Origin of the sequence: Rhodococcus sp. DT1 (assembly GCF_049844875.1) — a bacterium.
Taxonomy (GTDB): domain Bacteria; phylum Actinomycetota; class Actinomycetes; order Mycobacteriales; family Mycobacteriaceae; genus Rhodococcus.
The window spans coordinates 1-24,679 of sequence record NZ_JBNCLW010000006.1; the positions used below are offsets into that span (position 1 = coordinate 1).

Genomic DNA, 24,679 nt, shown 5'->3' on the forward strand with positions numbered 1-24,679 from the left:
GGCGTTCTTTGGTGGCGGGGTCATTTCTATTCGGTTCTGGTCAGCTCCCGTACCCCCACCCGCCCGGTCCCCGAGGCTGGGGCCCCGGGGCCGGTCGTCGCGTCGCACCCGGGTGGACGGCGGGCGGCGACGCGAACGTCTGTCGGACCTCGGGTCCGTCAGGCCTCGACGAGTTCCTTGGTGGCATTCACGAGCGCGTCGACGACGCCGGCGATCTCGGTGGCCGTCTCGGCATGCTCCTTGGCGTGTGCGTCGCCGAACTTTCCGAAGGTGCCGCCGACCGAGAGGGAAGCCCCTTCGGCGACCGTGCCGCCGGCGATCCCGACAGCCTTGACAGTGTCCTCGAGTGCCCACTTCGCGGCGTTGCCGCTCGGCGACGCGCTGACGACGGCCACCGGCTTGCCCGACAGCGCACCGGCGCCGTAGGGGCGCGAGAGCCAGTCGATCGCATTCTTGAGGACGCCCGAGGTCGATCCGTTGTATTCCGGGGTCAGGAACAGGACAGCGTCGACGCCGGCGACAGCCTCACGGAGGGCGACAGCAGCGGCGGGCACGGTCTCGCCGTCGAGGTCTTCGTTGTAGAACGGCACGTCGGCGAGGCCTTCGTGGATGCTCACCTCGACGCCCTCGGGGGCCACAGTGGCAGCGGTCTCGGCGAGCTGGCGGGTGACAGCGGCGGAGCGGAGGCTTCCGACGAGGGCGAGGACTCGAGTCTGAGCCATGAGGTACATCCTTCGATCGAGTTGGTTGATTCCGCAATCATAAACGGACCGCGGTCCACTTTCATTCCCGCGACGGTAGAATGTGACCTTGTGAACACTCACCCGCTGTGGCTGGTCGACGACGGCCCCGCAGAACGCGGCGACGCGGCGCGCAACCGGAAGCGCCTGCTCGACGCCGCGTCCGTGCTCGTCGCCGAGCACGGCGCCGACGCGATCACGATGGACGCCGTCGCAGCGAAAGCGGGTGTCGGTAAGGGAACGGTCTTCCGGCGCTTCGGATCCCGCGCCGGTCTCATGCAGGCGCTGCTCGACCACAGCGAGCGCGAACTACAGCAGGCATTTCTCTTCGGTCCCCCGCCGCTCGGACCGGGCGCGGATCCGGTCGAACGGCTCGTCGCCTTCGGCCGAGCGCGCATCGCACTCGTCGACGTCCAGGGTGAACTGCTCCGGGCCGCCGAGGCCGCAGGCGGCGGCGTGCGGTTCTCGGCACCGGCGCGCACGGTGTCGCTCACCCACGTGCAGACCCTGCTACGGGCGGCGGGAACAGGCGGCGACCTCCCGGTCCTCGCCCAGGCCCTGCTGGCACCGCTCGATGCGTCTCTCGTACTCCATCAGTGGCGCGACCTCGGTTATCCCCTCGAGCGTCTCGCCCAGGCCTGGTCCGACCTCGCGCGACGCGTCGCGCGTCCCGCCGACCGGTAGTTCCCGCCGGGTACGGTGAGCCCCATGACCGGTGCCCTCCGCGCGTTCGTCGTCCTCACCCTCGGCGGACTGCTCTGTGCGTGCGACACCGGCGCAACGGCGCCCTCGGCGTCCGATCTCGTGGGCCGCGACTTCGTATCCACCGAGGTCGTCGGCGCTCCCATCCCGGGCGGGGGCCCGTTCACCCTCGCCTTCCCGGCTCGCGAACGCGTGGCCGCGTACGCAGGGTGCAACCGGATGATGGGCACTGCGGACTTCTCCGGCGGGGTGGTGCAAGCCGATGGCCTCGCCACCACGATGATGGCGTGCCCGCCCCCGCTCGACGAGGCCGACCGGTGGGTGCAGAAACTCTTCGCCGCTCGGCCGCGGTGGCATCTGGACGGAGATGTGCTCACGCTCGCGACGGACAACCTCCGGGTCACTCTCGTCGAGCAGTCCGCCGACCGCTGACCCGCGACGGCAGCGGTGCCGTCAGTACATGTCCACGAGCCATTCCGCGAGCACCCGCGCGCTGTTGTCGATCTGCTTCGGCCAGTCCATCGCCGTTTCGTCCGCGTGATCGCTCACGTGCTTGACGAGCCTGCAGGACGCTCCCATGTGTGCCGACGCGGAGGCGATCGCGAAGCCCTCCATGTCGACGAGGTCCGCGCGGGCGGCCAGCGCATCGCGGACCTCGGCGTCGGAAACGAACGAATCCCCCGTCGCGAGGATCGTTCCGTCTCCGTCCTCGAAGGTGAGCGTGTCGGCCACCGGGTGCCCGAGACTGCGCAACACCTCGCTGCTGATGTCGTGGTTGATGACGGTGGAAGGAAGATAGAGCCCGCCGTGCGCACTCCGCAGGGCGCCGGCGGTTCCGATGTTGACGACCAGCGGTCTGCGGCCCTCCGGATAGCGCGCGAGCGCGGCCGTCACCGCAACGGCCGCGGTGACCTTCCCTATGCCCGTGATCAGCGTGTCGTACCGTTCCGGAACGTGCAGTGCCTCCGACTTCGTTGCGGATACGACGAGGATCCCGTTCACCTGCTGCCTCCGTGTTCGACGGCCGACGACACTGCCGTGTGCATGCGCGTGGCCTCGTCCCGCACCGTATCGCGCGGTCGTCTCGCAGCACGGCTCCGGTGACGCTAATGTGGCGGCAATGACGAACCTGCGCGATCGGATCATCGAAGAACTCGGCGTCAAGCCCTCCATCGATCCGCGGAGCGAGATCGATTCGCGAGTACAGTTTCTCGCCGACTATGTTGCCGCTACGCCGGCGAAGGGTCTGGTGCTCGGCATCAGCGGCGGTCAGGACAGCACGCTCGCCGGACGCCTCGCTCAGCTCGCCGTCGAGAAGCTTCGACACGGCGGGCACGACGCGGAATTCGTCGCCGTGCGCCTCCCCTACGGGCAGCAGGCCGACGAGCACGACGCACAGATCGCGCTCGACTTCATCCAGCCCGACCACACGGTGCGGGCGGACATCAAACCCGGAACCGACGCCACCGCGGCCGAAGCGGGACGAGCGCTGGGCGAAATCCCCGGCCACGGAAGCACCATTCGCGATTTCGTCCGGGGAAACATCAAGGCACGCGAGCGCATGATGCTCCAGTACGCGATCGCCGGCGAACTGGGACACCTCGTGGTCGGCACCGATCACGCCGCCGAGGCCGTCACGGGTTTCTACACCAAGTACGGAGACGGCGGTGTCGACATCACGCCGCTGGCCGGGCTCACCAAGCGGCAGGGGGCGGCGTTGCTCCGGGAACTCGGGGCACCGGAGAGCACCTGGAGCAAGGTCCCCACCGCAGACCTCGAGGACGACCGTCCGGCTCTGCCCGACGAAGAAGCACTCGGCATGACGTACAGCGAGATCGACGACTACCTCGAGGGCAAGGACGTCACCGATGATCTCGCGAAACGACTCGAAGGCAAATTCCTCGACACGTACCACAAGCGCGTGATGCCGGTGGCACCGTCCGACACCTGGTGGAGGTAGGGCAGACGCCCGGGAGGGTGCTCAGCCGCCGGCGAACGGGGGCAGCACGTCGACCCGGGCACCCGCCGGACGGGACAGATCGCGGGTGAGTTCCCCGGCGCCACCGTCTCCCGGCTCGACGAGATACGCCGCGACCGACAGAACCCGCTCCATGGCGGGGCCGTACCGCTCCACGAGCACCGTCCGTAGAGCACCGAGATCGGAGCCGGCGGGCAATGCCACGGTCTCCTTCTCGCACCCGGACGCGTCGGTCGCGGCCGCGAAATACCGGACCTCGATTCCGTTCACCACGTCAGCCACCGATCGCTCCCATACTGCGTTGCGGCGGCGCGAAGTCCGCCGCGTCGATACCGTGCCCGGCCCACTTGTTCCACATCGCACCCCGCCAGAGATCCACCAGCTCGTCGTCGGTCGCGCCGCCGCGCAGCGCAGCCCTCAGGTCCGTCTCCTGGTCGCTGAACAGGCAGGACCGGACCGTACCTTCCGCCGTGAGCCTGGTGCGGTCGCAGTCCGAGCAGAACGAGCGGGTCACCGAGGCGATGATGCCGACGGTCGCGGGACCCCCGTCGACGAGCCAGCGCTCGGCCGGTGCCGAAGGATCCTCACGTTCGGTCTCGGTAAGGGTGAAGCGCTCCCCGAGGGCATCGAGCAGGCCCTGTGCGGTCACCATCCGCGACCGCGCCCATTCGTGGTCGGCGTCGAGCGGCATCTGCTCGATGAACCGCAACTCCACCTGCTCCTCGAGACACCATCCGAGGAGGTCTGCGGCGCCGTGCAGGGTTTCGGGCATGAGGACGGCGTTGACCTTCACCCGGGCAAAGCCCGCGTCCTTCGCGGCGCGGATGCCGGCGAGCACCGACCCGAGGCGATCGCGGCGGGTGAGCTGGGCAAAGTGATCGCGGTCGATCGTGTCCAGGGAGATGTTGACGCGGGTGAGTCCGGCCTGCGCGAGCGCGTGCGCCCGATGCTCCAGACCGACCGCGTTGGTGGTGACCGCGAGCGGGATTCCGGGCGCGACACGGGAGCAGCCTTGGATGATCGCCTCGAGGTCGCGGCGTACCAGGGGTTCGCCGCCGGTGAAGCGCACCTCGCGGATGCCGAGCCTGCCGGTCGCGATACCGACCAGGCGCACGATCTCGTCGACCGTGAGGAGTTGCTCACGAGGGATGGGTGGAAGCCCCTCTTCCGGCATGCAATAGGTGCAGCGCAGCGAGCACTTCTCGGTGATGGAGACACGCAGGTCGCGGGCCACCCGACCGAAGCGGTCGAGAAGATCCGGTACGTCGGGCCGGTCGGAGGTGTCGTCTGCGCGTCGACGCACCGACGGAATCCCCACGTTCACCGCCGTCATCCGATCACCATCGCCATACGCCCAGTATGCCCATTGCCCGCGAACGTGAACACAGAAGCACCCGACGAGTCCGCTCTAACCGAGTACGCGGCCGGATGCGGACGGCGATATGCCTAGGATTGGCCGCATGACGAGCGGCAGGCGGTCCGTGGAAGAACACGAGCAGTACGTGGGTGAACTACTCGCGGTGCTGCGGGCGGGGTCCACCGCGACCGTCCCGCTTTCCCGGGCTCTGCACCGCACGCTCGCGGAGACGATCAGTTCCCCGCTCGACCTTCCGTCGTTCCGGAACTCGCAGATGGACGGCTACGCGGTCGCATCCGGCACCGTGGCCGACGCGCCGGTGACCCTGCCGGTGCAGGGCGTCGTGGCTGCGGGGGACACCGCGGGAGTCCTCGAACCGGGACACGCACTGAAAATCATGACCGGTGCGCCGATGCCCGAGGGGGCCGACGCCGTCGTTCCCGTCGAGGACACCACCGCTGACGAAGCCGCCGGCACGGTGACGATCGGCCGCGGGACGACGCCGGGCACCTATGTCCGGGAAGCCGGCAGCGATGTCCGGGTGGGCGACTGCCTGCTCACCGCGGGCACGGTGCTCGCGGCCCGCCACATCGCTGCGCTCGCCGCAGTCGGACTGACGGATATCCCGGTCCGGGCACGACCGCGCGTCGCGGTGATCTCCACCGGAAGCGAACTCGTCACCGCGGGCGACGTGCTCGGCCCCGGCCGCATCTACAACTCCAACGGCCCGGCCCTGGCCGCGAGTGCCGCCGCCAACGGCGCCGATGTCGTCTCGGTCGACCATTGCCACGACGACCCCGACGAGTTCGCCACGATGCTCTCCTACGCCGTGCGCGTGGCCGATGTCGTGTTCACCTCGGGAGGGGTGTCGAAAGGCGACTTCGAAGTCGTCAAAGACACTCTTCAGCCCAGGGGCGGCAGGTTCGTCTCGGTCGCGATGCAGCCCGGTGGCCCCCAAGGTTCCGCGGTGATCGACGGCGTTCCGGTGCTGACCTTTCCCGGCAACCCCGTCAGCGCACTGGTTTCCTTCGAGGTGTTCGCGCGCCCAGCACTCCGAGCCGCAGCGGGATACCCACCGCCCGTCACCGAAATGCTTCCCCTTGCCACCGATCTGACCTCGATCGCGGGCAAACGCCAGTTCCTGCGCGGTGTCCTCGACGGTCGCACCGTGAGACCCGCCGCCGGGCGCGGATCGCACCAGGTGGCCGGTCTGGCCGCTGCCGACGTCCTTCTCGACATCCCCGCCGACACCGTCTCACTCGAAGCCGGAGACCTCGTGAAAGTGCTGACACTGTGAGCGAATTGAGCCATCTCGACGACCAGGGCCGCGCCCGCATGGTCGACGTGTCCGCAAAGGCCGACACCACGCGGACAGCACTCGCCGCCGGCCACCTCGTCACCACGCCGGAAGTCGTCGCGCTCGTGCGGGCCGACGACATGCCCAAGGCCGACGTCCTCGCCACCGCCCGCATCGCCGGTATCGCCGCGGCGAAGCGGACCTGGGAACTGATTCCCTTGTGCCACCAGCTCGCATTGTCGTCGGTGAAGGTGACGTTCGGATTCACCGACACCGCGATCACCATCGAGGCGACCGCCAAGACGAAGGGCCCTACCGGCGTCGAGATGGAAGCACTCACCGCCGTTGCCGTCGCAGGACTCACGTTGCACGACATGGTCAAAGCCGTCGACCCCGCCGCGACCCTGGACGGGGTCCGACTCGTTTCGAAGGAAGGCGGCAAGCACGGTCGCTGGCGTCGCGGCGACTCCGACACCCAGCGCGCCGAACCGCAGGCCGATACCGCGCCGGACGGTGGCGATTCGGCAGAGCGTTCGGCGGTCGTCGTGGTGGCGTCCACCGGCGTCGCCGCGGGAACCCGCGATGATCGCACCGGCCCGGTGATCGAGAAGTGGCTGGGCGAGCACGGATTCAGCGTCCGCGGCCCGCTCGTGTATGCCGATGCGCAGATCGCCGCGGGCCTTGCAGATGCGCTCCGAGGTGCACCGGCGTTGATCGTGACCACCGGTGGCACCGGCGCGTCGCCGACCGACGCCACCCCCGAAGCGACCCGCGCGGTGCTCGATCGCGAACTACCGGGGGTTGCGGACTCGATCCGCAGACGCGGACTCGAGGTCACCCCTCACGCGGTCCTCTCACGTGGGGTCGCCGGGCTCGCGGGCCGCACGGTCGTCGTGAATCTGCCGGGATCGCCCGGTGGCGTGAAGGACGGACTCGCCGCGCTGGAACCGATCCTCGATCATCTACTGGCGCAAGTGGCAGGAGGCGGAGCACATGAGTGAAGCAGACGGCGTCGGCACGACGGGACGGACCGACGAGACCGGCGGCAAGAGCCAAGTGCTGGCCAGGATTTCGGCGGAGCCGCTCGACCCTGCGGTAGTGGACGCCGCGGTCGCCGGCCCCGAACACGGAGCGGTGGTGGTGTTCACCGGTGTCGTGCGCAACCACGACGGCGGCCAGGCCGTGACCGCGCTCGAGTACCAGGCGCATCCCGACGCGGAAGCCTTCCTGCGCCGCTGCTGCGAGGAGGCCGCCGCGGCGTCGGGACTTCCTGTGGCCGCCGTCCACCGAGTGGGACATCTCACCATCGGAGATCTCGCCCTCGTCGCCGCCGTCGCCGCGCCGCATCGCGCCGAAGCCTTCTCCACCTGCGCCGACCTGGTGGAACGCATCAAACACGAAGTGCCGATCTGGAAGCGCCAGCACTTCGCCCACGGTGTCACCGAGTGGGTCGGCCTGTAACCGAGCGGGCCGTACCCGTCCGGGTGTGCGGTAGGGTGATGTGGTTCGGGTGTCACGAAGACACCCACCGTCGTGGGATACCGGCGGGATCGGGATCGTGCCCGACCCGCATGCATACTGCAGCTCTCTGCACACGCACCGGCTTTCCTTGCGGCGATCACGTCAGCACCACGGGAACACTTCCCGTCGAGTGCACACACGCCGCAGTGAAAGGCAGCGCTGTTCTATGACCACATCTTTTTCCGATCTCGGTGTTCCCCGTCCTCTCGTCGCTACGTTGAGTGACTCCGGAATCACCAGCCCCTTCCCGATCCAGGTCGACACCCTCCCCGACACGCTCGCGGGACGCGACGTGCTCGGCCGCGGCCGTACGGGTAGCGGTAAGACCCTTGCTTTCTCGATCCCCCTCACCGCGCGTCTCGCCGGTGGCTCCACCCGCGCTGCGGGCCGTCCCCGCGGCCTCGTACTTGCGCCCACCCGCGAACTCGCAACGCAGATTGCAGCGGTCGTCGAGCCTCTCGCGCATGCGTCCGGCCTTCGGGTGACCACGATCTTCGGTGGCGTGTCGCAGAGCCGCCAGGTCGAGGCCCTGCGCCGCGGCGTCGACATCGTCATCGCCTGCCCGGGACGCCTCGAAGATCTCATGCGCCAGAAGTTCGTCTCGCTCGACGCGATCGAGATCACGGTGCTCGACGAGGCCGACCACATGGCCGATCTCGGCTTCCTCCCGGGCGTCACGCGCATCATGAACGCAACGCCGAGCAACGGCCAGCGCCTTCTGTTTTCGGCGACCCTGGACAACGGAGTCGACAAGCTCGTCAAGCGCTTCCTCCACAACCAGGTGATGCACTCGGTCGACGAGGCGAACTCCCCCGTCGCGGCGATGACGCACCACATCTTCGATGTGGCCGGCGTCGACGCCAAGAAGGATCTCATTCGCACCCTTGCCTCGGGCAACGGACGCCGAATCCTGTTCATGCGCACCAAGCATCAGGCCCGCAAGCTGGCCAAGCAGCTCACCGACTCGGGAATCCCGGCGGTCGATCTGCACGGCAACCTGTCGCAGAACGCTCGCGACCGGAACCTTGCAGCGTTCTCGTCGGGTGAGGCACGGGTTCTCGTGGCCACCGACGTCGCGGCCCGCGGCGTGCACGTCGACGACGTCGAACTCGTCGTCCACGTGGATCCGCCGGCCGAGCACAAGGCATACCTGCACCGTTCGGGTCGCACCGCGCGCGCCGGAAGCGCCGGCGACGTCGTCACGCTCGTCCTTCCGGACCAGCGCAGGGATCTCGCCGTCATCATGCGGAAGGCCGCGATCAACGTCACGCCGATCAAGTCGACGGCGAACTCCGAGCACGTTCTCGCGCTCGTCGGTGAAATCGCTCCGTATGTCGCGCCGAAGCCGGTCCAGGCTCAGGCCACCGGTACGTCGCGTCCGCAGCGGTCCGGTGGGTCCGCCGGCGGACGCCGCCGCACCCCGTCCCAGGGCGGCGCAGCACGTCAGGGCTCGGGTTCCTCGTCCCGTCAGGGTTCCTCGTCCCGTCAGGGCGCCGGTTCCGCCACCCGCCAGGGTGCGCCGGCCGGACAGCGTTCCTCGACCGGACACGGCGGAGTCGCTGCCACCGGTCGTCGTCGTTCGACGCGCCCGACTGCTACCCCGCGCTGATCCCCAGCCGGGTTCAGCGTGGCGTGAACCGGTGGACGGCGTACAGTGCGTCGCCCGACACCGGTTCGGTCGCAATGCATCCCGTCAATCGTTCGCGGACAGCGTCCGTGTCGAGATCGGCACCGATCACCACCAATGTGGTGCAGTCGGGGACGCTCTCGCCGCGGCCGACGGGTTCGAACCGGATGTGATCGCCCACCGTGTGCACCAGGTACGTGCTCACTCGTAGTCCGGCGGCGACGCGCACATAGCCTTTGATACGAAACACCCCTGCGGGCTGGTTCTCGAGAAAATCGACCAGCGCGCGGGGGTGTAGTGCGTCCCGGGTCTCGAACGTGACGGCGTTGTACCCGTCGTGCAGATGCACGTGGTCGTGTTCGTCTTCCGGGTAGAGCAACCGGTCGAGGGTGAGTTGTTCGCCCGGCTGCGGTTCGGGCCGGTCGGGTATGTCGAACAGCAGAGCCGGATCGATCCGCGCGTGCTCGGTGGAGACGACGGCGGCGCGGGAGTTGAGGCCGCACACTACGCCGAGCAGGTCGTCGTGCGCGTTGCTGTCGATACGGTCGGTTTTGTTGAGCAGCACCAGGTCTGCGAGCGCGACGTGCTGTTCGATCTCGGGATGTGCTGCCCGGACCCCGTCGAATTCCACGGCGTCGACAACGAGTACGAGGCCGCCGTAGGTGACGAACGGATTCTCCGACCCGACGACGAGACGGATCATGTTCCGGGGTTCGGCGAGACCGCTGGCTTCGACGACGATGACATCGAGATCCGACGACCGATGGGCGAGCCGGTCGAGCATCGCATCCATGTCGCTGACATCGACTGCGCAGCACAGGCATCCGTTGCTGAGCGAGACCATCGAGTCGACCTGGCCGGCCACCATCATCGAGTCGATGTTGACCGAGCCGAAATCGTTGACGATCACACCGATCCGCGCGCCGCGAGTGTTGCGCAGGAGATGGTTGAGGAGGGTCGTCTTTCCCGAGCCGAGGAACCCGGCGACCACCACCACCGGTATCTGCTTCTTCGCCATACGGTGAGGGTAGCGGCGAGCACTACGGCGCTCACGCGGGTGGTTCCGGCGGCGGTCCGGCCCCGGAACCACCCGCGACGGGTGTCAGCTACCCCGCTTGATCCACTCTTCGAGGTGCGGAGACTCCGTGCCGATCGTGGTTCCGTCACCGTGCCCGGTGTGCACCGTGGTCTCGGCGGGCAGCGCGAACAGTTTGTCGCGGATCGACCCGATGATCGTCGGGAAATCCGAGAAGGAGCGTCCGGTCGCACCCGGGCCGCCCGAGAACAACGTGTCGCCGGTGAACAATTCGCCGGCTTCGGGCAGGTACAGGCAGACCGAACCCGGTGAGTGACCCGGTGTCGCGATCGTCTGAATGTCGGTACCCGCCACCGAGATCCGTTGCCCGTCTTCGATTGTGCCGTGGGCGACGCCCGGGTGGGTCATCTCCCAGAGCATGTCGTCTGCGGGGTTGAGGAGGATCGGCGCGTCGAGCTTTTCCGACAGCTCGGGTGCGACGGTGATGTGATCGTTGTGCGCGTGGGTGCAGACGATCGCCACCACGTTGCGGCCGCCGACGGCATCGATGATCGGCTGCGCTGTGTGCGCGGCGTCGATCACCACCACCTCGTCGTCGTTGCCGACCAGCCAGATGTTGTTGTCGACTTCCCACTCCCCTCCGTCGAGGGCGAAGATCCCGCGGGTGACGACCCGATCCACCCGGATCGGGGACACGGTGCTCACAAGACCACCACCGATCGGAGAACCTCACCGCGGTGCATGGTCTCGAACGCCTTCTCGACATCGTCGATGCCGATACGTTCGGTGACGAACTTCTCGAGGGGCAGACGTCCCTGCTGGTACAGGTCGACGTACGTCGGGAAGTCACGTTCGGGCAGGCAATCCCCGTACCACGAGCTCTTGAGGGAGCCGCCGTGCGAGAAGAAGTCGATGAGCGGCATCTCGAGGGTCATGTCCGGAGTCGGAACACCCACCAGAACGACGGTGCCCGCCAGGTCGCGGGCGTAGAAGGCCTGCTTGTAAGTCTCCGGGCGACCGACGGCGTCGATCACGACGTCGGCACCGAAGCCGCCGGTGATCTCCTTGATCGCCTCGACCGCGTCGGTCGAGGTGGAGTTGATCGTGTGGGTCGCTCCCAAGTCGGTGGCCCACTCGAGCTTCTTGTCGTCGCGGTCGACGGCGATGATCTTGCCGGCGCCGGCGAGCCGGGCACCCATGATCGCGGCGTCGCCGACGCCGCCGCAGCCGATGACTGCGACCGACTGGCCGCGCGTCACGCCGCCCGTATTCACGGCGGCACCGAGGCCCGCCATCACGCCGCAGCCGAGCAGGCCCACCACGGCGGGATCCGCGCTCGGATCGACCTTGGTGCACTGGCCGGCGTGCACGAGGGTCTTGTCGGCAAACGCGCCGATACCCAGCGCAGGGCTCAGTTCCGTGCCGTCCTCGAGGGTCATCTTCTGGGTGGCGTTGAACGTCGAGAAGCAGTACTGGGGCTGACCACGCTTACACGCGCGGCACTGCCCGCACACGGCACGCCAGTTCAGGACCACGAAATCGCCCACGGCGACCGACTCGACACCTTCGCCGACCGATTCGACGACACCTGCCGCTTCGTGTCCGAGCAGGAACGGGAACTCGTCGTTGATTCCACCCTCGCGGTAGTGCAGATCCGTGTGGCACACACCGCACGCAGCGATCGCGACGACGACTTCGCCCGGCCCGGGATCGGGTATCACGATGGGGACGACCTCGACGGGGGCTCCCTTCGCGCGTGCGATAACTCCGCGGACTGTCTGCGACATGGTGATGTCTCCTTCGTACTGTGGCTCGCGCCGATCGGTGATATCGACCCTATCGCCTCTCGGCAGGCCCCGATGCGTCGTCGAGGACGAGCCCGACCGGCTGAAAGATCGGAACGGGCAGCCCGGCGGACGAACTCGGAACCCGGATCACGCTTCCCGGAAGCGCAGACCTCGTGCGGCGAGTTCCTCACCCAGAATGCGGATCGCCTTCGGGCCGACACCGTGGATGGTCAGCAGTTCTTTCGGCGTAACCGAGGTCAGGTGGTCGAACCGCGTATATCCGTGCTCGGACAGGGCGCGTCGAGACACCTTTCCCATCGCGGCCGGGAACTCGGTCCCGGACGAGCCGTCGGAGGTGTCCATGCGCCTCTCCTTCGCCGCGGGCTTCGATGTAACACGGGGACGGGTTTGTACGACGTGTGATGTGACCCGCCCGCATCCTCGCACCGGATGTTCGACAGGTGAAACGGATTGGAAAAGCCCATGGCTAATGGAACGTCGCCGTCACGCGGCAAGATTTTCGCGGGCGTGCTCGCGCCTCTCGCGCTCGGGGTCGCGGCGGCAGTCGCCATCGCGTGGCCGCAACCGACCCCGCCCACCGTCGCCGATCCCGCGCTGGTGGGTATGGCCTCGACAGCCGACTGCCACGACATGGTCAGCATCGGCGTCGGCGGACGTGGAGACACCCCCCGCGACCAGACCAAGATGCTCGTCGACGAGAAGGGCAACAGGTTGCCCGCGGCGCAGCAGGGCGCGTACCGGAGCCACTGGGTGGATCCGGTGATCAACGCACCGCTCAAGGACCACGAGGGCGAGAACGGGTACGCGGCGATCTACGTCGAGTACCCCGCCGACCTGTCGAGCTACGAAGACGCCGTGAACACGGGCGCCGACAACACCATCAAGGTCATGAAGGCGATCCAGGCCTCGTGCCCCGATACGCAGTTCGCCATCGTCGGCTTCAGCGAAGGCGCGGATGTCGCCCGGCGTGCGGCGATGCAGATCGGTAACCAGACGCAGAACCCGGACGGCACCTGGCCCAACGGCGATCCTTCTGCGGTCACGGGAGTCGTCATTCTGTCCGACGCCGGCCGCGGCGTCGACGGAGGATTCTTCCCGGGCGCCGAGGATCCCAGCAACCCCGACGGCTTCGACCGCCCCTACGAGCCGGGCGCGGGTACCGCTCCCGGTGGCGGAGTGCTGCCCGGAACGGGCGGCGAGTTCGGCTATCTGGACGGCAAGGTTGCCTCCTTCTGCTCCGAGGGCGACTTCGCGTGCTCGACGCCCGACAACATCGCCCTGATCGAACTGCTGGTCAACCTCGGCCGTCAGGTCAACGGCGATGCATTCGAGCGGGAGGGGCTGTCCCCCGCCACCGGCGCCGACCTCGCGCAGGTCGTCGGCCGCGTCGCGCTGCTCGCACTCGCCGATGTCTCCGCCAACGAGGACTGGATGCGTTCGGACGAGACGTTCCTCGACGTTCTGATCAAGGTGTCCGACCCCGACTACGTCCCGGCGGCTCCCAAGACCACGCCGGCCGCAGCCGACGGCTCCGCACCCATCCCGGCGGACCGCCTGGCCAACCTCGCGTACCTCCCGGAGAAGCTCCTCAAGGAGGTCATCGGATTCGTGCGGAGCAACCAGAACACCCTCGGGGTGATCATGAGCGACCCGTACGACCAGACCTTCGGTTACAACAAGGAGACGGACGACCATTACGGTCACCACTTCGACTACTGGGACGACGACATCGACGGTAAGGGCACCAGTACCGTCGACTATGCGGCCGCATGGCTCATCCACCTCGCCGAACAGGCCAAGCAGGGCAAGCCCGTGTCCACCGACGCCGAAGCCAAGGCGATGCGGATGATGGCCGCCGCCGAGGCTGCGGAAACCTCCGAGACCACGGAGACCTCCGAGACGGCACCCGCGCCCGCTCCCACCGAGCAGACGGACACCTCGCCGACACAGGACGGCGCTGTACCCGCACCCTCCGCTCCGGCACCGGGTGCTCCCGCACCGAGCGTCGCCCCCGCACCGGCCGCACCGTCCGGCACGCCGCCCGTCGTGGCACCGGCTCCGGGCACAGTTCCCGCTCCCGAAGGTGCCGGCGCGCCGGCGCCGGCGACGGGCGAGACCACCGCCGGTCAGCCGACCACCGGTGAGCCGACGACGGAGCAGCCGACGGGCACCACCGCCCCGGCCACCACGACGGTGCCTACGACGACCCCGTCGCCGCAGCCCGTTTCCTGACCACCCGGTAACTCGGCGCCAGTACTCGCAGCTTCGACCCCGGCCTCCCCCGAGCGCCGCGGCCGTACCGCGAGTCCTGGCGCCGAGTTTTTTCATCGGCTCCAGTACCGTGAGGAAAGACCGGTCCGAATCCTGACACCGGTAGGTGTTCCGGACGGAATCCCTTACCGGCAGTCTCGACAGCGCGCTCCCCTGACCAGAAGGGTCGGCGAGGCGGCTGCTTCTTCACCGCCTGCGCGGAGGGACTCACAGCATGGCCGAGCACGACGAACCGCAGAGTTCCCTCCCCACCTCGATTCGCGTGCGTGGCGCGCACGTGAACAACCTGCGGCACATCGACGTAGATCTACCGCTGAACACGCTCGTCTCCATCGCGGGCGTCTCCGGATCCGGAAAATCGTCGTTCGCTCTAGGGGTGCTCTACGCGGAAGGATCGCGACGCTATCTCGAGGCGCTGTCCACGTACACGCGTCGGCGGCTGACGCAGGCAACGTGCGCGGCAGTCGACAGCGTCGAGCACGTCCCCGCCGCGCTCGCACTCCGCCAGCGGCCCGCGATCCCCGGCGTGCGATCCACGTTCGGAACCTCCACAGAGCTGCTGAACAGCCTCCGGTTGATCTTCTCCCGCCTCGGCCACCATCGGTGTCCCAACGGGCACCTGATGGAACCCACGATCGATGTCGCCCGCGATCTGCCACTGACCTGCCCGGTGTGCGGGGTCGTGTTCGGCCCGCCGAGCGCCGAGTCCTTCGCGTTCAACAGCGAAGGCGCGTGCGAGCGTTGTGGCGGTACCGGCATCGTGCGCGACGTCGACGACACCACCCTGGTCCCGGACGAGTCGCTGACCATCGACGAGGGCGCGGTCGCGCCCTGGGGCATGTTCGGACTCGTGGCGAACCCGAAAGTTGTCGCCGAGATGGGTGTCCGCACCACGGTGCCGTTCGCCGAACTCACCGAGCAGGAACGGAAGATCGTGTTCGCCGGCCCGGAGGAGAAGCGCTCGATCCTGTACCCGTCGAAGAACGGGAAGCTGTTCGACCTCAACGTCACCTACCGCAATGCCCACCAGTCCGTCGTCGAAGCGTTGAAGAAGGCGGAGACGGAGAAGGGCCTCGGACGGATCGAGCGATTCCTGAGCGTGCAGACCTGCCAGGCCTGCGAGGGCACGAGACTCAGCACCCGGGCCCGCTCGACTCTCGTCGACGGAATATCCCTCGCCGACGCGACAGCGAAAACCCTGGAAGACGTCACGGCCTGGGTTCGGACTCTCCCGGCCCTCGTGCCCGCGGACATGACGGCGATGGCGGACAGCATCGTCACCCAGATGGTCGAGACCGCCCGGATGCTGCTCGGCCTCGGGCTGGGCTACCTCACCCTCGACCGCGCGTCGTCGACTCTCTCCACGGGAGAACGCCAGCGCGTGCAACTCTCGCGCGCCGTCCGCAATCGCACCACCGGCGTTCTGTACGTACTCGACGAGCCCTCCATCGGGATGCACCCGTCCAACATCGACGGGCTCATCGCGGTCATCAGGAAGCTGCTCGCGGACGGGAACTCCGTCGTCGTCGTAGACCACGACACCCAGGTCCTCCGGGAAGCGGACTGGCTCATCGAGATCGGCCCCGGCTCCGGCGCGGAGGGCGGCACCGTCATCGCATCCAGCACGCTGCCGGAACTCGAGGGCAACCCACGGTCCCGTATCGCGCCGTTCCTCACGGACACGGTGCACGAGCGTGTCCGTTCACGGGCCGAGGCCGGTGCGGTGTTCGATCACGGGCATATCCGGATGTCCACCACCCCGATCCACACGGTCCATGCCCTCGACGTCGACCTGCCCAAAGGACGGCTCACCGCTGTCACGGGCGTGTCCGGTTCGGGTAAGACGACCGTGATCCTCGAGAGCCTCGTCCCGGCCCTCACCGCGGTCGCCGCGGGGAACAGGCTTCCCCCACACGTGACGAGCATCGATCCCGCCGGCATCGGCAGCGTTGCGGTCGTCGACGCCGCGCCCATCGGCCTGAACGTCCGTTCGACCGTGGCCACCTACAGCGGCGTCCTCGACGAGTTGCGGCGCGCATACGCCGCTACCCCCGACGCGAAGGAACGCGGCCTGAAAGCCGGCGATTTCTCCTACAACACCGGGTCGTTGCGTTGCCCGGACTGCGACGGCACCGGGCAGATCTCTCTCGACGTGCAGTTCCTTCCCGACGTCGACATCGTCTGTCCCGGATGCGAGGGGGCCCGCTACAACGCCGCCGCCCACGACATCCTCCGCACCGTGCGCCATGCCGACGGAGAGCAGCGAGAAGCACTCTCACTACCCGCGGTGCTCCGGCTCACCGTCGAACTGGCCCTTCCCGAACTCGCCGACCTCAGAAAGGTCCACAGCCGGCTCCGGGTGCTCGCGGACCTCGGCCTCGGGTATCTCACCCTCGGTGAAGCGACCACGACCCTTTCCGGTGGTGAGGCACAACGGCTCAAGCTCTCCGCCGACATCGACCGAGACCAGCACGACACCCTGTTCGTGCTGGACGAGCCCTCGATCGGACTGCATCCCCTCGACGTGCAGACGCTCCTCCGTGTGCTCGACCGTCTCCTCGTCCGCGGCGCCACCGTCGTCATCATCGAGCACGATCTCGACATGATCCGCAACGCCGACTACGTGATCGACCTCGGTCCGGGAGGGGGCACCTCAGGGGGACGCATCACCGCCACGGGAACGCCGGACGAGATCGCCGCGGACGCTGACAGCATCACGGGCCGGTATCTCTGAAGTGGCGGCGACTCCGCGAAGCTGACTACGGGGTGCACGGTGAGCGATGAACGAGTCGACCTCATCGACCCACCCACAAACGAAACTTGCCCCGCCATCAGGCGGGGCAAGTTTGTGTTCGGGTTACGTGGAGCTAAGGGGACTCGAACCCCTGACCCCCACACTGCCAGTGTGGTGCGCTACCAGCTGCGCCATAGCCCCGTATCCATTTTCTGCGCGTCGGGGGCAACCCCGTGCGCTGAAAGAAAGTTACACCATTGCGCTCGCCGCCAACAAATCGCCTGGTCGGCGGGGGAACGGTGGGAGGCGCCCTGCCGGGGCCTCCCACCGCGCCGCTATCCGGACAGTTCCGCGATCCAGTTCTCGTTGCCGAGGGCATCGATGACGGTGCCGTTGTAGATCACGGCAGGCGTGCCGGTCGCGCCGGTCGTAGCAAGCTTCTGCCGGCCGGCCTCCGCGTCGACGGCCGCCTGCTCCACGCGGGCTCCGTCGGCGATGCACTGCACGGTTTCGTCGGATGCGCCCGCATCGCGTGCCAGTTGCGCGAGTGCAGCGTTGTCGAGGTCGCTGTCCCCGCCCTCCGCCGGCTGCGTATCGGGCGAGAGGAGCGTGTCGTGGAACTTGGAGAAGACCACCGCGTCACCGCTCTCCGCGACGCATTGCGCTGCGGCCACAGAACGTGTCGAGTAATCGCCGCTGCTGGACAGCCGGTCGAGGAACGCAAGAATGTGGTACCGGACAGCAACCTCGCCGTTGTCGATCGCCTGGGCGAGTTCCTGCGAGTGCTTGTGCTCGAGTTCGGCGCAGTACGGGCACATCGGGTCTTCGTACAGATCGATGGTGGCTGCGGCGTCGGGCCGACCGAGGAGAATCGCTCCGTCGTCGAGGCTCACCTCCACCGCGGCGTTCTGCACCGTCCCGTATCCGTCGTTCCGGGCGTCACTACCGCCCGAGGTCCACAGCACGCCGCCGATGACGAGCGCCGCGATCACCACGACAGCGACGCCGCCGAGGATGTAGGTGAACTTGTTCGACGTCGGTTCCGGCGTGTACTTCACCGGTTTGACCTTCTTCGCATTCACGACTTCTGCCCTTTGTTCGTCGGAGAATGTCCGGGTTCACTCTGCCACTGTGGGCTGAGGACGCACTGAGAGCGTCCGCGATCCGGGGCCCAGCGCGGCGGGTGTGCGCGGGAACACCATGAGCCAGACGGCTGCCGCGAGGAATCCCAGGTCTCGCAGGATCTCGGAGGCGTAATCCCAGGCGCCGACGTCGGCGACGACACCACCACCACCGAAGCATCCGCAGTCGATCGACAGGCCGCGCGCCCAAGCCGAGGCAATCGCCGCGATGAGCACTACCAGGCCCATCGCAGTCGCCACCGCCGCCGGGCGTACCGCCAACCCGATGAGCAGCAACAGTCCCAGGATGAGTTCGACCACCGGGAAGACCGCGGCGAACGGCCGCACCAGGTCCGCGGGAATCAGTTGGTACGCCCGTACCGCAACTACGGTCTGGGTGGGGTCGGAGAACTTGCTCCACCCCGACACCAGCCACACGGCTGCCAAACCCACGCGCGCAGCCGTCGAGACGATGCGAATCCACACACGTTCGACAGTACCGATCCCGTGCTCAGCTGCCAGTGTCCTTGATCACCTCGTCCGCTGGGGTGATGCTGTCGCGGGTGCGGCGGCCGGCGAGAAACCACGGAACCGCGGCGACCAGCATGATGACGCCTGTCACGGCGAACGCCGTCGAGAACGACAGGTACTGGGCGAGCAGTCCCGCCACGACCGGCCCGATCACCGTGCCGACGTCTGCCGTCATCTGGAAGGTGGCGAGGACGGGTCCACCGCGCGCCTTGCTGCCGACGACGTCGGCGACCGCGGCCTGCTGCGACGGGTTCGACAGACCTGACCCGAGTCCTGCCACGAACGACGTGATGAGGAAGAGCGCCACGCTCTCGGTCAGCCCCATCACGATGGTGCCGACACCGCAGATCATGAGCCCGGCGAGGACGAACGGTCGCCGTCCGTACCGGTCCGACCACCTGCCCGCGCGGATGAGCACGACAGCATTGCCCACGGCGAATGCGGTGAGAGCGATGCCTGCGAACGCCTCTCCCTGCCCCAGGGCTTCGACGACGAAGAGCGGCACCATCGCGACGCGCACCCCGAAGACCGCCCAGCCGTTGGCGAAGTTCGAACCGAGAGCGGCGCGATAGATCGGGGAGCCCAGCGCTTCCCGCAACCCCATGATCCGAAGCCCTTCACCCGTGGTGGGCTGCGCCAGGTGCGACGAGCGCAACATCACGCCCACCACAGCGGCGGCGATCAGCAGGGCCACGGCGTAGATCAGGAACGGTGCCCGCAGGCCGAGGCCTGTCAGCGCGCCGCCCACGAGGGGGCCGAAGATATTTCCGAGCAGGAAGCTGGTGGCGTACAGGCCCGAGACGCGACCACGGGCATCGGGCGGCGCGATACGCACCAGCAGGCCCAGTGCCGACACCGTGAACATCGTGGAGCCGATACCGCCGAGCCCCCGGAAGACGAGCAGCTGCCAGTAGGTTTCCGCAAAGGCACACGCGCCGGTCGAGACGGCCACGATGAGCAGCCCCGTGATGTAGATGGGCCGCTCCCCCAGCTTCTGGACGAGCCGTCCGCTGAACGGGGCGAATATCAGGCGCATCGCGGCGAACGCCGAGATCACGACGGATGCGGCAGTCACTCCCACGTCGAAGCTGCGCGCGAATTGCGGGAGTGCCGGGGCGACGAGCCCGAAGCCGAGCGCGATGACGAAACTCGCCGCGACCAGAACCCAGATCTCCCGCGGCAACGCCGCCTCACGTGTACGCATGATGCCCACGATGTTAGCTACGCGCACGACCCGGCCGGCGCTGCGGATCTCCGCGCCGCACGCCGGCCGGGACGGGACCGATCAGGACAGGACCGACGACACGAGGTCCCGGGCCGCCTGCTGCACCTCCGCGAGATGCTCCGGGCCCCGGAAGGACTCCGCATAGATCTTGTACACGTCCTCGGTCCCGGAGGGCCGGGCGGCGAACCATGCGTTCTCCGTGGTCACCTTCAGGCCACCGATAGGGGCCCCGTTGCCCGGGGCGGTGGTGAGCGTCGCGGTGATCGGCTCGCCGGCGAGTTCGGTGGCGTCGACCTGGTCGGGAGACAGTTTCGCGAGCACCGCCTTCTGGTCGCGCGTCGCCGGTGCGTCGACCCGGGCGTACGACGGACTGCCGTACCGGGCCGCGAGGTCTCCGTAGTACTGCGAGGGGCTCTTGCCCGCGACGGCCGTGATCTCGGCGGCGAGCAGAGCCAGGACGATGCCGTCCTTGTCGGTGGTCCAGACCGAGCCGTCGTGCCGGAGGAACGACGCACCCGCGCTCTCCTCGCCTCCGAAACCCAGCGAGCCGTCGAGCAGGCCGGGTACGAACCATTTGAAACCGACCGGTACCTCGAGCAGGGACCGGCCGAGACCCGAGGCGACCCGGTCGATCATCGACGAGCTGACCAGGGTCTTACCGACCTTGCTTTCGGCAGACCACCCGGGCCGGTTGCGGAACAGGTAGTCGATGGCCACCGCGAGGTAGTGGTTCGGATTGAGCAGACCGGCGTCCGGAGTGACGATGCCGTGCCGGTCGGCGTCGGCGTCGTTGCCGGTCGCCAGGTCGAAATCGTGACGGGCTTCGATCATGGACGCCATCGCATTGGGCGACGAGCAGTCCATGCGGATCTTGCCGTCGGTGTCGAGTGTCATGAAACGCCAGGTTCCGTCGACCAGGGGGTTCACGACGGTCAGGTCCAGATCGTGCCGTTCGGCGATTTCACCCCAGTAGTCGACGCTCGCCCCACCCATGGGGTCGGCACCGATGCGCAATCCTGCGGCGCGGACCGCGCCGAGGTCGACGACGTTCGGCAGGTCGTCGATGTAGGTCGCGAGGAAGTCGTATCGCCCTGCCCCACCCAGGGCGGAAGCCAGCGAAACCCTTTTCACACCGGCGAGTCCGGCGGCGAGCAGTTCGTTGGCGCGTGCCGCGATCGCCGAGGTCGCGTCACTGTCGGCAGGACCACCCGAAGGCGGGTTGTACTTGAAGCCGCCGTCGCGCGGAGGGTTGTGGGAGGGGGTCACCACGATCCCGTCGGCACGGTGACCTGCCCCTGCGTTGTGCCGCAGGATCGCATGGCTGACCGCAGGCGTCGGGGTGTAGCGATCGCGGGAATCGATGATGACTTCGACGTCGTTGGCGACGAGCACCTCGAGCGCGGTAGCCCATGCCGGTTCGGACAGTGCATGCGTGTCGCGGCCGAGGAACAGCGGCCCCCCGGTGCCCTGCCCCGCCCGGTATTCGACGATCGCCTGCGTGGTGGCGAGAATATGGTCTTCGTTGAACGCACCGGCGAGGCTCGAACCGCGATGCCCGGACGTTCCGAATGCCACCTGCTGCAGTGGGTCTTCCGGGTCCGGTTTCACGGTGTAGTACGCGGTGACCAAGTGTGCGAGGTCTTCCAGATCCTCCGCAGTCGCCCGCTGCCCCGCTCGTTCGTGCGCCATGTGACCTCCTCGTCGACGGTATAGGTCTCATCTTGCCCGTGTGCGCCAGGGCATGCGCGAGGTACACCCCTGATCGCGGGCGAACAGAACACGATTCGAACGACGGGTGCAGCCCCTCACGTGCCGGGTCTGCAGCGGACGAGACGCCGTGAGAGGGGGCTCTCGCACTGCACGACGATCATCCGAAATGAGAAGTACCGATGGCTGATTCGAACAACCCGGACAGTTCGGCAACCGTGAGGACACCGAAGAACTGGCCCATCGCGGAGGTGAAGCCGGCACCGCAAGCCTCGGCGACAAGAAAGTGCCGATCCCCAGGGAGGCCGGCAGCAAGGGCACGCAGGCGCAACCCACCGAAGCCAAGGCTCGCGGCGGCAAGAAGAGCGGAAACTCGTACCACGCATGCAGGGACGGGAGGGCTCGGCAGAAATGCCGAGCCCTCCCGCGTTCGATTGATCTCGGTGCAGCACCGCTCACCCGAGGTACCGGTCGGCTCATATCGCCACCTGCGGCGCCACTGTCCCGTAAACCCCGGTGCCCCAATATCTTCGGGGCGAACAATCGCGCCTACTGCCGATACGATTCGACCTCTCCCACCGGGCGCGGCTCCGCATCGTCGGGGTCGCCACCGAACTCCGCCCTTGCCCGCCGCTGCCGTAGCAGATCCCAGCACTGATCGAGGCGCTCCTCCACCATGCGCAGTTCCTCGCGGTCCTCGTCGGAGACCCCGTCGCTTCCTGATTGCCTGCGCAACTCCTGCTCACGCTGGACCAGCTGTTCGATTCGCCCGAACAGATCTTCTTCTGTCATCGTCGGCCTCCTTCTACACAGCGCGTGTCGAAACAGTGCATACCGAAGGCATAGCCGGTGGCGTGTATGCGAAACACTGTCCGCAACCCATGCACGGCGTCCACTAGGCCCGCGGAGGCGAGAACAACGGCGGCGGTAACTCGTCGCCGGCGCGCGGAAGGGCCCCGCTCGATGCCGGGCCCTTCCGGTGTGTTCGTGGCAGTAGACCAGCGGTGGCACACGATGTCGCCGGTCCCCGTTGATCGGGATCACACCCGCGTACCCGGAATACACCGGGACAGGAGTGTGTTGAACGGGGCGGATCGGGACGGCACCGTGTCCCCCGGGCTCAATCCCGTTGCCGTCGCAGAGTTCCGTTCGGCTGGAGCTGCGATATGCCTTTCGCCGTGAGGCGACCGGACGTCCCGATCCACTACGCACTTATCGGGAATCCCCATCCTCTGCGGAGGACGAGGCCTCGTCGGCGTCACCGAACATGACCGCGAGGCGCGCTTTGATCTCTGCTGTACTCATCGATCCGCTTCGGCTGGTATGGCGGACAGGGTCCGAGGACGAACCAGACGACGTGCCGATAGCTGAAAACGTGGAATCACTCATCTCGACCGGGTGGTCCTTTCAGGGCAATAGCTCGATACGACCTGTGTGCCTGACTGGAGAACTGCCTCGAGGAGGACGGGTAAGCCCGCTCCGGGAGAGAACCCCAGACAGGCGGGCAACTGGCTGTACCCGGGTCTCCCGGCGATCACGCCGGAGAAGACCTATTCTTTCTACCTCCGTTCGGTCCTCGGCGCCACTCGGACAACCGACCAGTCGCGTCGAAATCTGTTCTTACCCACAAGATCAGCCGCGCCCATTGCGCGGTGTGCCTACCGACGAAAGCCGGTCGATCAGTCGAGACGGTGCTCGGCCGGATCGACCGCGGACCGGGCCACGGCCTCGAGCAGCGCCCGATCCTCCGGGTGAATGTCGGTGCGGTCGGAAGCGGTCTCGAGAACCATCCGGATCTGCCGCTCGAGCGCGGGCACATGCTCGGGCCGCCCCGCGTCACGGACGTGCTCGACCAGCATCCGCAACACCCGGATCAGCGCCAGCATCACGTGCACCTGGCCGGCGCTGGTGCGGCGGATCTCGTCGAACGCATGCCCGATGTATTCGTCGGGCGAGAGCAGCCACGGTCGCACGAGCACGCGCCCGTCGGGGCCACACACCGACACTTCCTGCTCCGGTGCGACGAGGACGATCCGCAGCAGACTGCCCAGTCGCAGGACGACCTCGATTGCCGTCGTGGGGTCGTTGATCGCGGGACTGAGCGCGCGCAACGCGATGTCGACGAGTTGCCGCAGTCCGAAGTCGAAATCCTGCTGCATGGTTCGGGCGTCGCCGATCGTGACCGTGGCGAGAAGGCGGGCGCGAACACGTTCGGCGTCCTGCGGTGCGGGATGAATGCGCATGAGAACTTCGCCGCGGTGGATATACGCGCCCGGTCGCGTCTCGAGTCGCACGACCGTCGACGGCGGGATCGCGTGGAGGATGTACTCGGTCGGCGCCTGCGAGACCCACCCGTCCGCATTGGCAAGCACTGTGACGTCGTCTGCGGACTCGTCGAACCGCACCGGCCCGGCCGGGACTTCCCGTTCTGCCGCACGGATCATCGCCTCGATCACCACGTCGGCTTCGTTGCTGATGGAGCGGACCACCTCGCCGACCTGTAGCCGGTGCGCGAGCCGGTCGAGATACGCGACGATCAGCATCACCGTCGCGACGGTCAGGACAAGTGACACCGTCATCGCGATGCTCGGCGCAGGCGCCGTGGCGTCACCACCGACGTGCCGCAGGGTGAGCACGCAGAATACGAACGTCGCGACCAGCATGCCTATTACGGTCTGGCTGAAGCGATCCCGGATGAACGAGCGCATGACGCGAGGCGAGAACTGACTGCTCGCCAGTTGCAGACTCACGACCGTCAGCGAGAAGACCACGCCCGCGGTGGTGATGGTGGCGCCGGCGACAGTGCTGAGCAACCAGGTCGCCGCGTTGGTCTGCATGTCCACGGTCCACGGTGCCGAGTCCGCGTCCTCGACGGTTCGGTCGAGCACCGCGGTCACCTCAGCGGCGACCACGCCTGCGACGACGATGAGCGCGGGTAACGCGAACAGGCTTTCCCGGAATCCGTACACGGCCGACGCCAGGCGCAGGCGGGGCAGCGGAGCGGGACCGGTCCTCATGCCTGCC

Annotated in this window: 23 protein-coding genes and 1 tRNA gene; 9 read left to right on the forward strand and 15 right to left on the reverse strand. The window is 67.7% G+C overall.

Annotated features, from left to right (window positions below):
- Positions 1–158: 158 nt before the first annotated feature.
- Positions 159–722 (reverse strand): NAD(P)H-dependent oxidoreductase, encoded by a 564-nt coding sequence (locus tag ACLQ3J_RS15955; protein WP_169619681.1) that lies wholly within the window; start codon positions 720–722, stop codon positions 159–161.
- Between the two features lie 90 nt (positions 723–812).
- On the opposite strand from ACLQ3J_RS15955, the gene ACLQ3J_RS15960 reads away from it, so the two are divergent.
- Positions 813–1,424, forward strand: a complete 612-nt coding sequence (locus tag ACLQ3J_RS15960; RefSeq protein ID WP_296549439.1) for a TetR/AcrR family transcriptional regulator — start codon at positions 813–815, stop codon at positions 1,422–1,424.
- 24 nt (positions 1,425–1,448) lie between these two features.
- Entirely contained in the window at positions 1,449–1,874 is a 426-nt protein-coding gene (locus ACLQ3J_RS15965) for an META domain-containing protein (protein ID WP_169619682.1), read from the forward strand.
- Between the two features lie 21 nt (positions 1,875–1,895).
- Here ACLQ3J_RS15965 and ACLQ3J_RS15970 read toward each other — a convergent pair whose 3' ends face one another.
- Positions 1,896–2,444: a nucleosidase gene (locus ACLQ3J_RS15970; RefSeq protein ID WP_296549438.1), complete on the reverse strand. Its 549-nt coding sequence runs from the start codon at positions 2,442–2,444 to the stop codon at positions 1,896–1,898.
- 118 nt (positions 2,445–2,562) lie between these two features.
- Between ACLQ3J_RS15970 and nadE the strand changes: the two genes are divergently transcribed.
- Complete coding sequence (nadE, locus tag ACLQ3J_RS15975) at positions 2,563–3,402, forward strand: ammonia-dependent NAD(+) synthetase (RefSeq protein WP_425903873.1); 840 nt, start codon at positions 2,563–2,565, stop codon at positions 3,400–3,402.
- A gap of 21 nt (positions 3,403–3,423) precedes the next feature.
- Here the strand turns inward: nadE and ACLQ3J_RS15980 are convergent, their stop codons facing one another.
- Both ACLQ3J_RS15980 and moaA read right to left on the reverse strand, forming a co-directional pair.
- Positions 3,424–3,702 (reverse strand): MoaD/ThiS family protein, encoded by a 279-nt coding sequence (locus ACLQ3J_RS15980; RefSeq protein WP_169619685.1) that lies wholly within the window; start codon positions 3,700–3,702, stop codon positions 3,424–3,426.
- On the reverse strand, positions 3,695–4,753 hold the full coding sequence (gene moaA, locus ACLQ3J_RS15985) for a GTP 3',8-cyclase MoaA (protein ID WP_169619686.1): 1,059 nt from the start codon (positions 4,751–4,753) through the stop codon (positions 3,695–3,697). Before moaA ends, ACLQ3J_RS15980 begins: the two co-directional genes overlap by 8 nt.
- A 127-nt stretch (positions 4,754–4,880) precedes the next feature.
- Here moaA and glp point away from each other — a divergent pair, with 127 nt between their 5' ends.
- The 4 genes from glp to ACLQ3J_RS16005 all read left to right on the forward strand — a co-directional run bounded on the left by glp (position 4,881) and on the right by ACLQ3J_RS16005 (position 9,204).
- Positions 4,881–6,074, forward strand: coding sequence for a molybdopterin molybdotransferase MoeA (gene glp / locus ACLQ3J_RS15990; protein WP_169619687.1), 1,194 nt, complete (start codon positions 4,881–4,883; stop codon positions 6,072–6,074).
- Positions 6,071–7,075, forward strand: a complete 1,005-nt coding sequence (gene moaCB / locus ACLQ3J_RS15995; RefSeq protein ID WP_425903875.1) for a bifunctional molybdenum cofactor biosynthesis protein MoaC/MoaB — start codon at positions 6,071–6,073, stop codon at positions 7,073–7,075. Before glp ends, moaCB begins: the two co-directional genes overlap by 4 nt.
- Positions 7,068–7,535, forward strand: a complete 468-nt coding sequence (locus ACLQ3J_RS16000) for a molybdenum cofactor biosynthesis protein MoaE (RefSeq protein ID WP_169619689.1) — start codon at positions 7,068–7,070, stop codon at positions 7,533–7,535. Before moaCB ends, ACLQ3J_RS16000 begins: the two co-directional genes overlap by 8 nt.
- A 226-nt stretch (positions 7,536–7,761) precedes the next feature.
- Entirely contained in the window at positions 7,762–9,204 is a 1,443-nt protein-coding gene (locus ACLQ3J_RS16005; protein ID WP_296549436.1) for a DEAD/DEAH box helicase, read from the forward strand.
- Between the two features lie 13 nt (positions 9,205–9,217).
- Here ACLQ3J_RS16005 and ACLQ3J_RS16010 read toward each other — a convergent pair whose 3' ends face one another.
- The 4 genes from ACLQ3J_RS16010 to ACLQ3J_RS16025 form a co-directional block, all read right to left on the reverse strand.
- Positions 9,218–10,240: a CobW family GTP-binding protein gene (locus ACLQ3J_RS16010; protein ID WP_425903877.1), complete on the reverse strand. Its 1,023-nt coding sequence runs from the start codon at positions 10,238–10,240 to the stop codon at positions 9,218–9,220.
- Between the two features lie 84 nt (positions 10,241–10,324).
- Positions 10,325–10,963, reverse strand: coding sequence for an MBL fold metallo-hydrolase (locus tag ACLQ3J_RS16015; protein ID WP_346765049.1), 639 nt, complete (start codon positions 10,961–10,963; stop codon positions 10,325–10,327).
- Positions 10,960–12,045: an S-(hydroxymethyl)mycothiol dehydrogenase gene (locus tag ACLQ3J_RS16020; RefSeq protein WP_296549433.1), complete on the reverse strand. Its 1,086-nt coding sequence runs from the start codon at positions 12,043–12,045 to the stop codon at positions 10,960–10,962. The genes ACLQ3J_RS16015 and ACLQ3J_RS16020 overlap by 4 nt, the downstream gene beginning before the upstream one ends.
- 147 nt (positions 12,046–12,192) lie before the next feature.
- On the reverse strand, positions 12,193–12,408 hold the full coding sequence (locus ACLQ3J_RS16025; protein ID WP_296549432.1) for a hypothetical protein: 216 nt from the start codon (positions 12,406–12,408) through the stop codon (positions 12,193–12,195).
- 120 nt (positions 12,409–12,528) lie between these two features.
- Here ACLQ3J_RS16025 and ACLQ3J_RS16030 point away from each other — a divergent pair, with 120 nt between their 5' ends.
- Both ACLQ3J_RS16030 and ACLQ3J_RS16035 read left to right on the forward strand, forming a co-directional pair.
- The gene (locus ACLQ3J_RS16030; protein WP_425903878.1) at positions 12,529–14,298 is read left to right on the forward strand and encodes a cutinase family protein; all 1,770 of its coding nucleotides are present in this window, start codon (positions 12,529–12,531) and stop codon (positions 14,296–14,298) included.
- Positions 14,299–14,551: 253 nt separating this feature from the next.
- Positions 14,552–17,071 (forward strand): excinuclease ABC subunit UvrA, encoded by a 2,520-nt coding sequence (locus tag ACLQ3J_RS16035; protein ID WP_425903879.1) that lies wholly within the window; start codon positions 14,552–14,554, stop codon positions 17,069–17,071.
- 128 nt (positions 17,072–17,199) lie between these two features.
- Here the strand turns inward: ACLQ3J_RS16035 and ACLQ3J_RS16040 are convergent.
- The 7 genes from ACLQ3J_RS16040 to ACLQ3J_RS16070 form a co-directional block, all read right to left on the reverse strand.
- A tRNA-Ala gene (locus tag ACLQ3J_RS16040) sits at positions 17,200–17,272 on the reverse strand.
- A 134-nt stretch (positions 17,273–17,406) separates the two neighbouring features.
- On the reverse strand, positions 17,407–18,153 hold the full coding sequence (locus ACLQ3J_RS16045; protein WP_169651727.1) for a thioredoxin domain-containing protein: 747 nt from the start codon (positions 18,151–18,153) through the stop codon (positions 17,407–17,409).
- 36 nt (positions 18,154–18,189) lie between these two features.
- Positions 18,190–18,678: a MauE/DoxX family redox-associated membrane protein gene (locus ACLQ3J_RS16050; protein ID WP_169651726.1), complete on the reverse strand. Its 489-nt coding sequence runs from the start codon at positions 18,676–18,678 to the stop codon at positions 18,190–18,192.
- A gap of 25 nt (positions 18,679–18,703) precedes the next feature.
- On the reverse strand, positions 18,704–19,927 hold the full coding sequence (locus tag ACLQ3J_RS16055) for an MFS transporter (protein WP_169651725.1): 1,224 nt from the start codon (positions 19,925–19,927) through the stop codon (positions 18,704–18,706).
- A gap of 81 nt (positions 19,928–20,008) precedes the next feature.
- Positions 20,009–21,637 carry a phosphoglucomutase (alpha-D-glucose-1,6-bisphosphate-dependent) gene (gene pgm, locus ACLQ3J_RS16060; RefSeq protein ID WP_425903881.1) on the reverse strand — a complete coding sequence of 543 codons (1,629 nt, stop codon included), beginning with the start codon at positions 21,635–21,637 and terminating at the stop codon, positions 20,009–20,011.
- A 567-nt stretch (positions 21,638–22,204) separates the two neighbouring features.
- Positions 22,205–22,447 (reverse strand): DUF2630 family protein, encoded by a 243-nt coding sequence (locus tag ACLQ3J_RS16065; RefSeq protein ID WP_169651723.1) that lies wholly within the window; start codon positions 22,445–22,447, stop codon positions 22,205–22,207.
- Positions 22,448–23,334: 887 nt separating this feature from the next.
- Positions 23,335–24,672, reverse strand: a complete 1,338-nt coding sequence (locus ACLQ3J_RS16070) for a DUF2254 domain-containing protein (protein WP_425903882.1) — start codon at positions 24,670–24,672, stop codon at positions 23,335–23,337.
- Between the last annotated feature and the right edge of the window lie 7 nt (positions 24,673–24,679).